The organism is Alkalibacillus haloalkaliphilus C5, from assembly GCF_000269905.1.
Lineage (GTDB): Bacteria > Bacillota > Bacilli > Bacillales > Alkalibacillaceae > Alkalibacillus > Alkalibacillus haloalkaliphilus_A.
In genome coordinates this window covers 1-16,253 of record NZ_AKIF01000057.1, presented here as the reverse complement: position 1 = coordinate 16,253, position 16,253 = coordinate 1, and the positions used below count along the sequence as shown (strand labels likewise).

14 protein-coding genes and 2 pseudogenes are annotated in these 16,253 nt (G+C 36.5%); 12 read left to right on the top strand and 4 right to left on the bottom strand.

What is annotated here, in order from left to right; genetic code table 11:
* Window positions 1–377, top strand: a 377-nt coding sequence (locus A194_RS0107845) for a DHH family phosphoesterase (RefSeq protein WP_017186304.1), incomplete at its 5' end; no start/stop codon positions are given.
* Between the two features lie 44 nt (window positions 378–421).
* On the opposite strand, the gene A194_RS0107840 is transcribed toward A194_RS0107845, so the two are convergent.
* The 3 genes from A194_RS0107840 to ytrH form a co-directional block, all read right to left on the bottom strand.
* Entirely contained in the window at window positions 422–604 is a 183-nt protein-coding gene (locus tag A194_RS0107840) for a YtzJ family protein (RefSeq protein WP_017186303.1), read from the bottom strand.
* A 141-nt stretch (window positions 605–745) separates the two neighbouring features.
* Window positions 746–1,252: a sporulation membrane protein YtrI gene (gene ytrI / locus A194_RS0107835; protein WP_017186302.1), complete on the bottom strand. Its 507-nt coding sequence runs from the start codon at window positions 1,250–1,252 to the stop codon at window positions 746–748.
* Between the two features lies 1 nt (window position 1,253).
* Window positions 1,254–1,583 carry a sporulation membrane protein YtrH gene (gene ytrH, locus A194_RS0107830; protein WP_017186301.1) on the bottom strand — a complete coding sequence of 110 codons (330 nt, stop codon included), beginning with the start codon at window positions 1,581–1,583 and terminating at the stop codon, window positions 1,254–1,256.
* A gap of 138 nt (window positions 1,584–1,721) precedes the next feature.
* Here ytrH and dnaE point away from each other — a divergent pair, with 138 nt between their 5' ends.
* The 8 genes and pseudogenes from dnaE (at window position 1,722) to A194_RS0107790 (ending at window position 12,324) form a co-directional block, all read left to right on the top strand.
* Window positions 1,722–5,054 (top strand): DNA polymerase III subunit alpha, encoded by a 3,333-nt coding sequence (gene dnaE / locus A194_RS0107825; RefSeq protein ID WP_017186300.1) that lies wholly within the window; start codon window positions 1,722–1,724, stop codon window positions 5,052–5,054.
* A 133-nt stretch (window positions 5,055–5,187) separates the two neighbouring features.
* Entirely contained in the window at window positions 5,188–6,420 is a 1,233-nt protein-coding gene (gene ystJ / locus A194_RS0107820; RefSeq protein ID WP_017186299.1) for an NADP-dependent malic enzyme, read from the top strand.
* A 22-nt stretch (window positions 6,421–6,442) separates the two neighbouring features.
* Entirely contained in the window at window positions 6,443–7,054 is a 612-nt protein-coding gene (locus tag A194_RS0107815; protein WP_017186298.1) for a FadR/GntR family transcriptional regulator, read from the top strand.
* A 91-nt stretch (window positions 7,055–7,145) separates the two neighbouring features.
* Complete coding sequence (gene accD, locus A194_RS0107810) at window positions 7,146–8,003, top strand: acetyl-CoA carboxylase, carboxyltransferase subunit beta (protein WP_017186297.1); 858 nt, start codon at window positions 7,146–7,148, stop codon at window positions 8,001–8,003.
* Window positions 8,003–8,967, top strand: a pseudogene (gene accA, locus A194_RS17835) (acetyl-CoA carboxylase carboxyl transferase subunit alpha). Before accD ends, accA begins: the two are co-directional and overlap by 1 nt.
* A 178-nt stretch (window positions 8,968–9,145) precedes the next feature.
* Window positions 9,146–10,105 (top strand): 6-phosphofructokinase, encoded by a 960-nt coding sequence (gene pfkA / locus A194_RS0107800; RefSeq protein WP_017186296.1) that lies wholly within the window; start codon window positions 9,146–9,148, stop codon window positions 10,103–10,105.
* Between the two features lie 32 nt (window positions 10,106–10,137).
* Window positions 10,138–11,897: pseudogene (gene pyk / locus A194_RS17830) on the top strand (pyruvate kinase).
* Window positions 11,898–11,931: 34 nt separating this feature from the next.
* Complete coding sequence (locus tag A194_RS0107790; RefSeq protein ID WP_017186294.1) at window positions 11,932–12,324, top strand: FxsA family protein; 393 nt, start codon at window positions 11,932–11,934, stop codon at window positions 12,322–12,324.
* 47 nt (window positions 12,325–12,371) lie between these two features.
* Here A194_RS0107790 and ytvI read toward each other — a convergent pair whose 3' ends face one another.
* Window positions 12,372–13,463, bottom strand: a complete 1,092-nt coding sequence (ytvI, locus tag A194_RS0107785) for a sporulation integral membrane protein YtvI (protein WP_017186293.1) — start codon at window positions 13,461–13,463, stop codon at window positions 12,372–12,374.
* A gap of 78 nt (window positions 13,464–13,541) precedes the next feature.
* Here ytvI and A194_RS0107780 point away from each other — a divergent pair, with 78 nt between their 5' ends.
* The 3 genes from A194_RS0107780 to A194_RS0107770 all read left to right on the top strand — a co-directional run.
* Window positions 13,542–14,012, top strand: coding sequence for a DUF441 domain-containing protein (locus tag A194_RS0107780; RefSeq protein WP_040402531.1), 471 nt, complete (start codon window positions 13,542–13,544; stop codon window positions 14,010–14,012).
* A 212-nt stretch (window positions 14,013–14,224) separates the two neighbouring features.
* On the top strand, window positions 14,225–15,328 hold the full coding sequence (citZ, locus tag A194_RS0107775; RefSeq protein ID WP_017186291.1) for a citrate synthase: 1,104 nt from the start codon (window positions 14,225–14,227) through the stop codon (window positions 15,326–15,328).
* Window positions 15,329–15,426: 98 nt separating this feature from the next.
* Window positions 15,427–16,253: isocitrate/isopropylmalate family dehydrogenase (locus A194_RS0107770; protein ID WP_017186290.1), on the top strand; the 827-nt coding region annotated here is incomplete at its 3' end.

The following is a 16,253-nucleotide window of genomic DNA, read 5'->3' as shown; positions in this document are numbered from 1 at the left end:
CCTTGGCAGTCTCAGTCAATATAGCTAAATTCAAGGGAGAATTATTAAGTTCACTTGAGCCACGTGAAAGCGGATTAGCAGTATTTAAGTTACCTAAAGAGCTGTTAAATGAGTATGGTGTATCAGCAGATGAAACGCACACTTTTGTTGGTATAGCAGGTGATATCAAAGGTATTCATGCCTGGGTGTTTTTTGTTGAAGAAGAAGATGTAATTAGAGTGCGCTTAAGATCTAAAGGTCCAGTCATCAATGAAGTTGCTGCACAATTTAACGGTGGAGGACATCCGATGGCTTCTGGAGCGAAAGTGTATAGTTGGGATGAAGCGGATCAGTTAATTGAGTCTTTAGATCAAGTCTGTCGTGAGTTTGAAGGTTAATTAAAAAAAGCTGCTCTTAATTTAAGAGCAGCCTTTATAAAATATTAACTTCTAGGAATAAACCAGCAACCAATATCCGTTTGGTCTTCATAAATATCAAGGTTATTTGAATTAATTCTACGTTTCATTAGTCGGATGAGTTCTTCAGTTTCAGCATAAGCGGAGTAACCGTTTCTTAGGTTGTTGATCTTCTCATTAGCCATGCGCCTTTTACATACAACAAACATACATTACTCACCTCATTTTGACATTTGTCCCTCAAATTGATGTTAAATTATAAGGGGTTCTACTATATATTGTACCCCAAAACTTTAGAAAAATAGCTTTTCTGACAAAAGTTTCATAAAAAAGTCAAATAAGTAAGCGAGCTATGAACTTGTTATATGGACTTTGACGGTAATGATTAACGTTGTAGAAATCGTAATGTGATGCACTTCTAATTGATAACGTATGTCTCGAATATTGTACAGTTTATTCTCAATTGTTCTAATAAGTAATTCCCTTTGGTCAGATACAGATTGAATGTTTCGACCCATAACGGTTTGCAGTTCTTGTAACACGTTTTCGTTTAACTCATGTAATGTGAAACGATCAAGGTCTAACTCATCAGCATTATGCCAATCAAGCTCAATATCTTGAATGGTTAATCTTTCTTCATTGGCGCGATTCAAATCATCTTTATCTTGTTTTAATAGTTCATTTTCTTGTTTAACTTGATTTAATTCGTTTCGTAGCGTCAGATTCTCCTCGATCCACCTTTCAGTATGCTGTCCATACACATATAAGAAAAACATATAACCAATGACAACACCTGTTAAAATTCCGATAAAAAATGCTTGCCATGTTGTTTTCTTATAAAATGGGGGTATGTGCATGTTAAATGTCCCCTTGTGTGATCCAGCTTATTAACATGAGGGCTGACTTAACCCCTCCCATAGCTGAAATGATGAGTAATATTTGTTTAATTAAATCGACTGTTGACGCTTCAAAGATTCCTTTCTCAAAAGTTGATATAGCATCAAAGGTACCACCAATAGCTGCTACAATCGCCCATATCCTTAATTTCTTTGCCGCTAATAACATTTCAGAAATAGGTGGTTGTCCGGTTAAATAAGCACTTAAACTACCAAATAAAGCACCACCAGTTAATACGCCAAACGCAATAAAAAAACATTTTATAATTGAGGCAATAAATCGTTCTTCCATATAATCTACGACCTTTCAGTGTAAAGGTTGTCTTATAAACTATATGATTTCTCAGGCTTATATATGTAAATGAATTCAATAGAAATGTATAATAAGAAGTGAATGGAATAGATTCACATGATTGAAGGTGAATAATTTATGGACTTTGTTCATTTACAAGTGCACTCTAGTTATACATTAATGAAAAGTGCTATTCATATAGAACAATTAATCAAGAGGGCTTCTGAACTTGGCTTTGAAGCAATTGCTCTAACTGATGAAGAAGTATTACATGGATCTTATCAGTTTATTAACGTGTGTCAGCGTTATAACGTTAAACCTATTACTGGTATGACTTGTCACGTTTATTTACCCGATGAGCAACGACCGACTAAATTCATTCTTTTAGCCAAAGATGAAGTTGGTTATCAGTCACTCGTTAAGCTTTCAAATGCTATACATATAAATGAAGACCAGCCAACTTTGTCACAATTAATGGAATTAGAAGGTATTATACCGATTGTTTCTTTCTACCAAAATTTTATGGAAGAGTTAATTTATTTAAATGATTTTAATCGACTTCATCAGCTTGTCCATTACATTGATCAATCATTTGAACAGTGGTATATCAATGTCCAACCAAATCAACAAGGACATGTCATCAATTGGCTACAAAATGAAGGGGAACAGTATCTAGAAAAAGCAGTTGTGACCGATGATGTCCGTTATGTAAATGAAAAAGATCGAATTGGTTATGAAGCTTTAGGAGCGATGGAGCATGGTGCTACAATTAATCAAAGGTCTTCAAAAGAGGATTCAGCTACTTATTTAAAACGTGTTTCTGATTTTGATCCATCTTTTGTTACACAATGGGAAGACGCAATTAGTCGAACGAAATTTATTGCTCATCAATGTGAGGTCCCGATTACAGATAAGTGGTTTACATTACCTACATATCCAAGTAAAAAAAACCAATCATCAGAACAGTTATTAAGTGAATTGTGCTATAAAGCTTTACATGTAAAATACAGTGACGACCAAGAACAAAAAGCAAAAGAGCGTCTCGAACACGAGTTATCAGTTATTAACAGTATGAAGTTTGCTGATTACTTTTTAATTGTTTGGGATTTAGTTAAATTTGCGAAACAATCAAATATATTAACTGGTCCAGGCCGTGGTTCAGCAGCAGGTTCAATTGTAGCTTATTTATTAAACATTACAGAAGTTGATCCTATTAAACATAACTTACTGTTTGAACGATTTTTGAACCCTGAAAGAAAAACAATGCCTGATATTGATATCGACTTTTCTGATTATCGACGAGATGAAGTTTTACACTATGTCAAAAATAAATATGGTAAAGAATATGTTGCACAAATCATCACGTTTGGTACATTTCAGGCTAAATCAACCATCCGTGAATTGAGTAAGGTATTTCAGCTAAGCCGTGAGCAGTTAACATATTTGTTAAAACAGTTGCCACAACAAATGTCATCACTAAAAGAAGTTATTTTAAACAATGATTCATTAAAACATTATATAAAACAATCACAACAATTAATCGAAATGTTCCAAGCGGCTTTTGTGATTGAAGGCTTGCCTAGACACCATTCTGTTCATGCTGCTGGGGTTATTATTAGTAATCGCCCAATGCTTGAAAAGATTCCAATGTTTAAAGGAGCAGAAGGTGTACTATTAACACAAATGCCAATGAATGAGTTAGAGTCGTTAGGTTTACTTAAAATGGACTTTCTAGGATTACGTAATTTAACTTTAATTGAACGCATGATTAAACAAATTGAAGAGCGAGAAGGTAAAAAGGTTTCTGTAGAGCAAATTCCGAAACAGGATGAAAAAACGTTTCGTCTATTACAATCTGGATATACAACTGGAGTATTCCAATTAGAATCAGATGGCATGAAAAACGCTTTAAAGTCGATTAAACCAACGAAGTTTGAAGATATTGTAGCGGTTATCTCACTTTACAGGCCAGGACCAATGCAGTTCATTGAAACGTTCTCAGAGCGTAAACATGGTAAGACACCTGTAGAGTATATTCATTCTGATTTAAAACCTGTTTTAAACGAGACGTATGGGGTATTAATATACCAAGAACAAATCATGCAAATTGCAAGTAGACAGGCAGGGTTTTCACTTGCGCAAGCTGACTTATTAAGAAGGGCTATTAGTAAAAAAGATCGTGAGGCTATTGAAAAACTTAAAACTGCGTTTATTAACGGTTCATTAGAAAATGGATATGACCAACATATTGCAGAACAAGTTTTTAATTGGATTGAGCGCTTTGCAGATTATGGCTTTAATAAAAGTCACGCGGTAGCTTACTCGATGATTTCTTATCAAATTGCTTATTTTAAAGCCAATTATCCTGCTTATTTTTATGCTGAATTGTTAACATCGATGATGCATGACTCAAACAAATTAGAACGCTATTTAAAAGAAGCGAGACAAGTAGGGTTAAGAGTACTTCCACCTTCTGTAAATGAGAGTTTTGGGAAGTTTACTGTAACTGATCAACAGACGATTCGTTTTGGGTTGTTAGCCGTGAAAGGTTTTGGCAAACAAGCGTTAGATGAAATTATTCGCGCACGCAGGCAAAAACCATTTAAAAGCCTTTTCGATTTTTGTATGCGCGTCTCATTACAAGTAATTAATCGTCCTATTATTGAATCATTAATTATGGTAGGAGCCTTTGATGATATTCACCCTAATCGTGCTCAATTACTTGCTTCAATTGTACAGGCCATGGATCAAGGTGAGTTGTTCTCAGCTATGGATGATCAACTGAATTGGGAAGATGATTTATTTAATATGGAAGTTGAGTACACTAAAGTCGATGCCTTCCCGGTTTTAAAAGAATTAAATATGGAAAAAGAAGTGATGGGCTTTAGAATTAGTGAGCACCCAATTAGTCAAATAAGGCGTTCACTTGTAAGAAATGGTATTCGTTCAATTAACCAAATGTTGAAGCAACCAACTAAAAGTAACCACAATATCGTTGCGTCCATAAATCGAATGAAAGATATTAGAACGAAACGTGGGGAGCAAATGGCCTTTGTCACTTTAGAAGATGAAACGAATGAGATAGACAGTGTTGTTTTTCCTAAGGTATACCGGCAAGTTGGTCGTGAACTAGAAGAAGAGCAAATGGTGAACGTTTATGGTAGGTTGGACGAAAGGCAAGGCTCAAAGCAGCTGATCGTTGAAAAGATTAAGCCTTTTGATTATGAAACTATCCCTAAAGATCGTCATGAGCAGTTATATATTAAGTTGCACCCTAAGGATGAAGAAGAACAGTTGTCCTATATTAAGAAAGTTCGTAATCAATTTCCAGGGTCAGTTCCAATTGCTGTGTATTCTTTAAAATATAAAAAGGTTTATCAATTATCTCCTGATTATGATATTGATGTAACTGAGGAAAGTTTAAGTGAATTAAGAAGTTTTTTCCATAATGAACATGTCGTATTAAAATAGGAGCATGTAAAGTGTACTAGTGGATGGCAAATTAATTAGGTGATTTAAAATAACACTTTACATGCATTCACTATTTGTTATAATAAATTCGATTAGTGGTCAGACCATTTTCGGAATTAAAGGAGCGGTATAAGTGGCTAACTTAAAAGCAGAAGCATTACACATTCATAAGGCAAATCAAGGAAAACTAGCAACACATTCTAAAGTTCCAATCAAGAACGCTAGGGATTTAAGTTTAGCTTACTCACCAGGAGTCGCTGAACCTTGTAAAGCTATATATGATAATAAAGAATCAGTTTATGATTATACAATGAAAGGTAATATGGTAGGCGTTGTAACTGACGGTTCTGCCGTATTAGGACTCGGTAACATCGGAGCAGAAGCTTCACTTCCTGTTATGGAAGGTAAATCCGCATTGTTTAAAGGATTTGCTGGTGTTGATTCTTTTCCAATTGCACTAAATACTCATGATGTTGATGAATTTGTACAAGCCGTTAAATTAATGGAGCCTACTTTCGGCGGAATTAATTTAGAAGATATTGCAGCACCAAACTGCTTTATGATTGAAGAACGTTTAAAGAAAGAAACGAATATACCTATTTTCCATGATGACCAACATGGAACGGCAATCGTTACGGTTGCAGGGTTAATAAATGCACTGAAATTATCAGGTAAAAGCTTTTCTGAAACTAAAGTAGTCGCTAACGGTGCAGGTGCAGCAGGGATTGCGATTATTAAGTTGCTATATAATTTTGGTGTTCGAGATATGATTATGTGTGATTCAAAAGGTGCGATTTTTGAAGGTCGTACATATGGAATGAACGAAGTAAAAGATGAAATTGCGCGAATGACGAATAAAGATCGTAAAGAAGGCACGTTAGAAGAAGTGATGGAAGGCACTGACGTATTTATTGGTGTATCAGTAGGTGGATTACTATCTAAAGAAATGGTCGAAAGCATGAATGACAATCCGGTTATTTTTGCGATGGCTAACCCAGACCCTGAAATAATGCCAGAGGATGCAAAAGAAGCGGGAGCTAGTGTGATTGGTACAGGTCGTTCTGATTTCCCTAATCAAGTGAACAACGTATTAGCTTTCCCAGGAATTTTCCGTGGTGCATTAGATGTTCGAGCAACTCGTATTAACGAAAAGATGAAAGTTGCAGCTGCCGAAGCGATTGCTTCACTCGTAAGTGATGAAGAACTATCACCAGATTATGTTATACCAGAACCATTTGATTCACGTGTTGCACCCGCTGTAGCTGGAGCTGTAGCAAGAGCTGCAATGGAATCAGGTGTAGCAAGAGTACATGTCGACCCTGACGATGTTGTAAGACATACTGAGCAATTAACTAAACAAGATTAATTATATTTATGAGGTGCGTAAAATGACGAATCAATCCAAGATGAAAGTATATCAAGAAGTGCTTAACCAAATTCGTCAATTCATCGAAGAGCAGGAGCTTAAAGATGGAGACCGATTGCCTTCTGAGCGTGAATTGTCAGAGCAATTAAACGCAAGTCGTGCATCTATTAGAGAAGCATTACGAGCGGTCGAGCTACTTGGCTTAATTGAAACACGTCACGGTGAAGGGACGTTTTTACGCACCTATAAGCCTTACCATTCTGTTGAATTATTATCGACATTTGTTTTACGAGAAGTTAAGACGAAAGACGAATTACTTGAAGTGAAATTTCTGTTAGAACAAGTTTGTTTAAATCAATTGTTTGCGGATGATCAGTGGGACTATTTACAGTTTAAAGACTTATCATTTAATTCTAATGATATACAAACAGACTTGTTTTTAAGATTGTTTGAAGATTATGGCAATCGACTGTTGTTAAAAATTTGGCATTTAGTTACAGGTTTTGTAGAAACAGTTGATCCAAAAGAAGGAAGTAATGTTCGGTACGAAGAACTTCTTAAACTGATTAGTCAACGTCAATATAATCAAGCATTAGATTATCACGCTTCACTTTATGAGAATCAATGTAGTTAAATTAATTATGCTTGTCTAAAATACGACAGTTTTTTTATTTTTATTAAGTTATGATGTTTTGAGAGTGTCAGGGCTAAAAGGAGGAATCAGCTTGATTAAGGATATGTTTAATAAGAAGAGAAAATATGCCACCATTTCCAAGCAAGAAGAGCATGAAGATGTTCCAGAAGGATTAATGATAAAGTGCCCTTCTTGCCGTAAAATTTATTATCGAAAAGAAATCGAAAAAAACCTATTAACTTGCCCAAATTGTGATCACCATCATCAGATGTCTGCACCAGAACGTATTAATTACTTGCTAGATGATGGGTCATTCCAAGAGTGGGATGAAGATATGGTGTCAGAAAACCCTTTAGAGTTTCCTGATTACCTCCAAAAAATCGAAAAAGACCAAAAGAAGACAGGAATCAATGAAGGTGTCGTAACAGGTCAAGGAACGATCAACGGGTATCCAACTGCAATAGCTGTTATGGACGCACGTTTCCGTATGGGAAGTATGGGATCTGTAGTTGGTGAAAAAATAGCTCGAGCGATTGAGAAAGCTAACGAGTTAAACATACCTTTAATTTTATTTACTGCTTCTGGCGGAGCTAGAATGCAAGAAGGTGTTTTAAGCTTAATGCAGATGACGAAAACATCAGTAGCGTTAGAACGATTTGATCGTGCAGGTGGGCTGTTCATTTCGTATATGACTAACCCTACTACTGGTGGTGTTTCCGCAAGTTTTGCATCATTAGGTGACTATAACTTTGCAGAACCACAAGCTTTAATTGGCTTTGCGGGTAGAAGAATCATAGAACAAACAATTAGAGAGAAGCTTCCTGATGATTTCCAAACGGCGGAATTTTTATTTAAACATGGACAACTAGACCGTGTCGTCCCTCGTCATGAGATGAAAGACACTCTCTCAACCATTTTAGAACTCCACCATATTGGAGGTGGGCAGTAATGAAACACGTATTACCATTTGAGAAGCCTGTCGTTGAGTTAAGACAGAAAATCGCAGAGTTAAAAAGCTTTACTAGTGAAAGTGATGTCGACTTAAATGAAGAGATCGAAACGTTAGAAAACCGTTTAGAGCGTTTAGAGCAAGAGGTATATGGGAATATGACACCTTGGGACCGAGTGCAAATGCTCGCCATGCTGAACGCCCTACAACACTTGATTATATTAATCATGTTTTTACTGACTTTATTGAGATGCACGGTGATCGCTATTACGGTGATGATGAAGCGATTGTTGGAGGTATTGCCAAATTCGGTAACCAGCCTGTTACGGTCATTGGACACCAACGTGGTAAAGATACTAAAGAAAATTTAAGAAGAAACTTCGGTATGCCACATCCAGAAGGTTACCGGAAAGCGTTACGCTTAATGAAACAAGCAGAGAAATTCAATCGTCCAATTGTGACGTTTATAGATACGAAAGGTGCTTATCCTGGTAAGGCAGCAGAGGAACGTGGCCAAAGTGAAGCAATTGCTAAAAACTTGCGTGAAATGGCAGGCTTAACTGTACCAGTAATTTGTATCGTGATTGGTGAAGGTGGTAGTGGTGGAGCGTTAGGTATTAGTGTAGGAGACAAACTGTACATGCTTGAAAACTCTACTTACTCTGTAATTTCACCAGAAGGTGCAGCCGCACTTCTTTGGAAAGACTCAAACTTGGCACAAAAAGCTGCTGAGTCAATGAAGATTACATCTTATGACTTGAAAGAACTTAATATCATTGATGATGTAATCGAAGAAATTCAAGGTGGCGCACATCGTGACTTAGAAGATCAATCTAGTTATATCTCAAAGTGTATCGAAAATGGTTTGAAACAACTTAAAGCCTTATCGACAGAAGAGTTGTTAGAAAAACGTTGGGAAAAGTATAAAAAGATTGGTGCTGTTACAACAGTTGTACAATCTTAAAAAACGTGGAGCTGTTAATCAGCTCCGTTTTTATTTCTTATTTTAGTCCTATAAATGTTTAGATTGAATTTTCATAAGATTTATTCAATAAATATGTAATTCCTTATGCATGGCATTTATAGAAATTTTAATTTACAATATGATATACAATTGATCGATAGCAAAACGAGGTGTTGATATGAAAGCAATAGGTGTTTTGACTAGTGGTGGAGATGCTCCAGGGATGAACGCGGCCATTCGCTCAGTCGTAAGAAGTTGCATTTATCATGATATTAAGGTGTTTGGAATCTATTACGGTTATCAAGGTTTAATAAACGGTAATATTGAAGAGTTAACAATCGGCTCTGTAGGTGATATTATTCAAAAGGGTGGAACGATGTTGTATTCTTCTCGTTCTGAAGAATTCAAAACCCCTGAAGGTCAAAAGAAGGCCATCGAACAATTAAACAACTATGGGATTGATGGATTAGTCGTTATTGGCGGTGATGGTTCTTTTAAAGGGGCGACGAAATTAACTGAACAAGGATTCCCTTGTATCGGTGTTCCAGGTACGATTGATAACGATATTCCAGGAACTGATTATACGATAGGTTTTGATACTGCGCTGAACACAGTTATTCAAGCAGTCGACAAAATTAGAGATACGGCAACATCCCATGAGAGAATTTATGCCATTGAAGTGATGGGACGAGATGCTGGTGATCTTGCACTTTGGGCTGGTCTAGCTGGCGGTGCTGAAAGTATTTTAATACCAGAACGTGAATCGAATATGGATGAAGTGCTTGAGAAAATCCAACGTGGGCATGAACGAGGTAAACGTCACAGCATCATCATGGTTGCAGAAGGTGTAGGCAGTGCGGTTGATTACGCTAATCAAATACAAGAGAAATTAAATTTATCAACTCGTGTTACTGTTCTAGGTCATACTCAACGCGGTGGTTCACCAACGGCTAATGATCGTGTATTAGCTAGCCGTTTAGGAGCTGCAGCCGTTGATTTATTGTTAAACAACAAAGGTGGACTAATGGTTGGAATTGAAAATAACAAAGTTGCTCATCATGATATTATAGAAGCGTTGCAAAAAGAGCATAAAGTAGATGAAGGTCTGTATCAGTTGTCTAATCAACTTTCTATATAAGTTTGAACATAATTTAGGAGGAAGTAAAACATATGAAAAAAACAAAGATAGTATGCACAATAGGCCGGCATCAGAGTCAATTGACACTTTAAAGCAACTAATTAGTGCGGGGATGAATGTCGCGAGGTTAAACTTCTCTCACGGTGATTACGACGAACATCGTGCTAGAATAAAAAATATCCGCCAAGCAGCAAAAGAAATGAATGCTACTGTTGGGATTCTTTTAGATACGAAAGGACCAGAGATTAGAACAGGTACTTTTGCAGAAGAAGAAGTGGAACTTCAAGAAGGTGCAACAGTGTATTTATCAATGGATGAAGTAGAGGGAACTGCTGAGCGCTTCTCAGTCACTTATCCAGGCTTAATCGAAGACGTTGGACCAGGGAATACAATTCTTTTGGATGATGGTCTAATCGGCTTAGATGTCGTTTCAGTCGATCAAAATAAAAATGAAATCGAAACGAGAGTCATGAACACAGGCATAATCAAAAATAAAAAAGGTGTAAACGTCCCAAATGTGAGCGTTAATTTACCTGGTATTACTGATAAGGATGCAAATGACATTTTGTTCGGTATTGAAGAGGATATTGACTTTATTGCAGCTTCATTTGTAAGACGTCCATCTGATGTGTTAGAAATACGTGAACTGTTAGAGAAACATCAAGCAGATCATATTCAAATTGTCCCTAAAATTGAGAACCGTGAAGGTGTAGAAAATATTGAGCACATCATTAAAGTAAGTGATGGTTTAATGGTTGCACGTGGTGACTTAGGTGTAGAAATACCTGCAGAAGAAGTACCACTAGTACAAAAAGATTTAATTTACCAATGCAATGTAGCAGGGAAGCCTGTAATTACAGCAACTCAAATGTTAGATTCAATGCAACGAAACCCTCGTCCTACTCGTGCAGAAGCGAGTGATGTTGCGAATGCGATCTTTGATGGAACAGATGCAATTATGCTTTCAGGTGAAACAGCAGCTGGTGATTACCCAGTCGAAGCGGTAAAAACGATGAATAACATTGCTGTTTATACTGAGAATTCAATTGAAGAACAAGTGTCCGTTAATGCTTACTTAGAACAAGGTGACATGACCATTACTGATGCTATTAGTCACTCAGTTGCAAATCTAGCTGAAGACTTAAGTGTTAAAGCTATTGTAACTCCAACTGAAAGTGGAAATACAGCTCGTAACGTATCAAAATATCGACCAAAAGCGAACATCGTAGCGGTAACGTCAAAAGGCTATGTTAATCGTCAGCTTTCACTAGTATGGGGCGTACATGCAATGAAAGGTGACCAAGTTTCTTCTACTGATGAGATGTTGGCTCTAGCAGTAGAAAAAGGTCTAGATTCTGAACTTTTCCAACATGGAGACAGAATTGTCATTACGGCAGGAGTACCTGTAGGTGAAAGTGGTACAACTAACTTAATTAAAGTCCATGTTGTAGGCAATATTGTAGCTAAAGGTCAAGGTATTGGAAAAGTTGGTTCTGTAGGTAAAGCAGTTCATGCTACAAACTTAGAAGAACTTGAGAGAAAGTTCAATGACGGAGATATTTTAGTTGCTCATGGTACGGATAAAGAAATGATGAATTACATTGAGAGATCAGGTGGAATTGTCACAGAAGAAGGCGGTTTAACGAGCCATGCTGCTGTCGTTGGCATCAATGTAGGTAAGCCAGTGATCGTCGGTGTATCTGGAGCTATGAAAGTAATTGAAAACGGGGAAGAAATCACGATTGATCCAACGAACGGAAATATCTATCAAGGGCGTACAACTGTCCTGTAAAAGCCCATGGTGACTAGCTCGAAAGGAGCCAATTATGTTTCGATTATTATTTGTGTTAATTATTGTCGTCTCAGCTATTGAGATTGCGTTATTCGTATGGTTAGGTAATATATTAAATATTTGGTTTGTGTTGTTAGGTATTATTACAACAGGATTTTTAGGAGCTATATTGGCTAAGCAGCAAGGAATAGAAACACTTAATCGTGCCAGGTTAGAGATGGCTAAAGGACGAGCACCAAAAGAGGAAATCTTTGACGGTGTATCCATTTTATTGGGTGCTGTCGTATTGTTTACTCCAGGATTTTTAACAGATGCTTTCGGCTTTATGTTATTGATCCCTATAACGAGGCGACCAATGAAAAAATGGGCGCAAGGTGTTGTATATGCCATGATTAAGAAGGGGACTGTCACCGTTATTAGAAGGTAATATAGTGGAGTACATGAATGAATGTTCGTGTACTCCTTTAATTTGTCTTACTTCACGATATAATTTTTGACGTGTGTAAAAAGGTTAGCTCGCATGAGAGCGACTATTATAATCATAATAATTGGACTTAAAAATATACCTAAAATGCCAAATGTACTTATTAATATAAACAGTAAAATTAGTACAAAGAATGGGTGAGTGCCTAACTGAGCACCAATCAATTTTGGCTCTAATAAATTACGAGTTATAATAATAACAATTAATAATAAGCTGAGCTGAATAGTTAGCGTAAATTGATCAGTCATAAACAAGTAAATAAGCCATGGAACAAATAACCCACTAACTCCAACGAGAGGGATTAAGTCTAAAAACATAGCAACAAAAGCAATGGCTAATGCATGTTCAACAGAAAAGATTAGTAAACCCGCATAGACAATAAGACCGGTGATGACAATTAATAAAAACTGTGCAAATAAATATTTTTTAATTAAATAAGTGATTTCCGACTTTGTCTTTGAATAGACCGATAACGTTCGTTCAGGCATATGCTCTAGAACATTCCTAAACCATTTTGGACCATCTTTACTTAAAAAATAAGTACCGATTAAAACGAAAAATAAAATATAGCCACCTTGTATAACGTAAGTCAATTGGTTCATCGCCGATTGTAAAAAGTGAATTAACCAATCTTTACTTACTTCTTTCATAGAATTAGTCATATCTGATAGTAAGTTCTTCATTAACTGGCTAGATTCTGGATGAATAGTTGAGGCGAAGTTTTCTATCGTTTGATATACTTGTTCAACAGTTTGTGTCGTATACTGTTCGACTTGCCTAAACAAATCTTCAAGTATGACGGGCGTAGTCATGGTTAAGTGTTGGAGTAGATGAATGAACTCTACGATGCTTAATGAAATAATCGAAATAAAACTAATAAAGAAAAAGCATAATACAAAAAGGACAGATAAAGCTCTATTTCTTAAATAAGCTTGTACAAAATTAACGAAGGGGTTTATAAGGAAAGCGAGTATGACACTTAATAAGATCGGAAATAAGTAATAAAATCCAAAGTACATAACTGTGACGAACCCAATTGAAAAGGTAACCAGTTTAATTAAATTAGAGTAATTTAATTCCATAATATAACTCCTAAACAGATGCTCGACTTTTATATGGATTAATCATAGAAATAAATAGCAAAGGTTGGTATTGTTGTGTTGTCATCTTCGACTTTATTTTTACTTGTACTTTTAACATTAGGTTTTATCGCAAAGAATCAAGCTATATTAATCGCAGTTTACATATTGTTAGGGATAAAATTGTTAAGTTTAGAGGATCGTATATTACCGTTATTTGAGTCTAAAGGTATTTTTATAGGTGTTGTTATAATTACAATTGCTGTATTAGTCCCAATTGCCAATGGTGAAATTGGCTTTTCGGATCTAGTTGAGAGTATGAAATCATACTATGCCTGGATTGCAATTGCTGCTGGTGCGTTTGTAGCTTACGTTGCCAAAGATGGGGTAGATCTTATGGCAAGTGACCCCCATTTAACGGCAGCATTAATAGCCGGTACTATTTTAGGGGTTGTCTTATTTCAAGGAATCGCTGTTGGACCTGTCATCGGTGCAGGAATTGCTTATTTAGTCATGCAATTAGTTGATGGTGTTATGAAGTTCTTTTCATAAATAACGAGATGTTTAAATACACATTCTAAGGGAATATATATTAACAGTTATGCAGGATTGTTGATATTTATGAATTTTGTATAGCGAAATAGTTTCACTTCTACAAAATTTTGTTTATAATGGTCTTTGAGATGTATAATAATAGCTATGTAAATAGAAGTGTATACATACACACTAATGTTTTCATTATTTTTTAGAGAAGGAGAGATTGTATGTCTAGCACTAAAGGTCTTGAAGGTATCGTTGCAACACAATCATCTATTAGCTCGATCATCGATGACAAGCTAACTTACGTTGGTTATGACATTGATGATTTAACTGAAAACTGTAGCTTTGAAGAAGTAGTTTATTTACTTTGGAATTTAAAGCTACCTACTAAAGAAGAGTTAGACGCTTTTAAACAAGAAATCGCTAACGAAATGGAAGTTCCTCAAGGAATTATTGATCATTTAAAATCTTATGACTTAGATTCTGTACATCCAATGGCTGCACTTAGAACAGCAGTTTCTATGTTAGGTTTATACGACGACGAAGCGGATGAAATGAATGAAGACGCTAACCGTCGTAAAGCACTTCGTTTACAAGCTAAGATCTCAACAATCGCTACAGCATTTGCACGTATTCGTAATGGCAAAGAGCCTGTAGCACCGAAGAAAGATTTAAGCTTCGCAGGTAACTTCTTATACATGCTAAATGGTAAAGAACCAGAAGCAATTGAAGAAGAAGCATTCAATAAAGCACTAGTATTGCATGCTGACCATGAATTAAACGCATCAACATTCACTTCACGTGTATGTGTGGCGACATTATCTGATGTCTATTCAGGAGTAACAGCAGCAATTGGTGCTCTAAAAGGCCCGCTTCACGGTGGAGCTAACGAGCGCGTTATGCAGATGCTTTCAGAAATTGGTGAAGAAGAGAATGCAATCCCATATATTAAAGAAAAATTTGCAAACAAAGAGAAAATTATGGGTATGGGCCACCGTGTTTATGAAAATGGTGATCCTCGTGCGAAACACTTAAGAGAAATGTCTCGTCAATTAACTGAGATTACTGGTGAGACTAAGTGGTACAATATGTCTGTTAAAATTGAAGACTTTATTAAAGAAGAAAAAGGTTTACCTGCAAACGTTGATTTTTATTCAGCGTCTGTATATCATAGCTTAGGTATTGACCATGATCTGTTCACACCAATCTTTGCTGTAAGTCGTGTATCAGGTTGGTTAGCTCACATCTTAGAGCAGTACTCTGATAACCGTCTAATCCGTCCTCGTGCTGAGTACGTTGGCCAGGTAAACAACAATTTGTCTCTTTAGAAGAAAGATAATGAATTCCAAAAGCCGGGAAACCGGCTTTTGTGTTGTTCATTCCTTTAATATATAATGGCTCTAGAACATAATAGGAGGTTATGAAATTGACACAAGGTGAAAAAATTACAGTAGAAAATGGACAAATGAACGTTCCAAATCAAGCAATTATCCCATTTATCGAAGGAGACGGTACAGGTCCTGACATTTGGGCAGCAGCGTCTCGCGTATTAGAAGCAGCAGTAGAGAAGGCTTATAATGGTGAAAAAGGTATTGAATGGAAAGAAGTATTAGCTGGTCAAAAAGCTTACGACAAAACAGGCGAATGGTTACCAGAGGAAACTTTAGAAACAATCCGCGATTATAAAATCGCAATTAAAGGACCTCTAACAACGCCAATTGGTGGAGGAATCCGCTCACTAAACGTTGCTTTACGTCAAGAATTAGACTTATTCACTTGCTTACGTCCAGTGCGTCACTTTAGCGGTGTACCATCTCCGGTTAAGCGCCCTGAAGATGTAGATATGCAAATCTTCCGTGAAAACACAGAGGATATTTATGCGGGTATCGAATGGCAAGAGGGTACTGAAGAAGTAGGTAAAGTTATTGACTTTATCCGCAACGAAATGGGAGTAGACAAAATTCGTTTCCCTGAAACTTCTGGTATCGGTATTAAGCCTGTATCAAAAGAAGGCACTGAACGTCTAGTTCGCTCTGCTATTGAATATGCATTAAATGAAGGTAAACAAAGCGTTACTTTAGTACACAAAGGTAATATTATGAAGTTTACTGAAGGTTCATTTAAAGCATGGGGTTATGACTTAGCTGAGCGCGAATACGGCGATAAAGTATTCACTTGGAAAGAATATGACCAAATCACTGAAGAAAAAGGGCGTGACGCAGCAGATCAAGCTGAGAAAGAAGCTGTTGATGC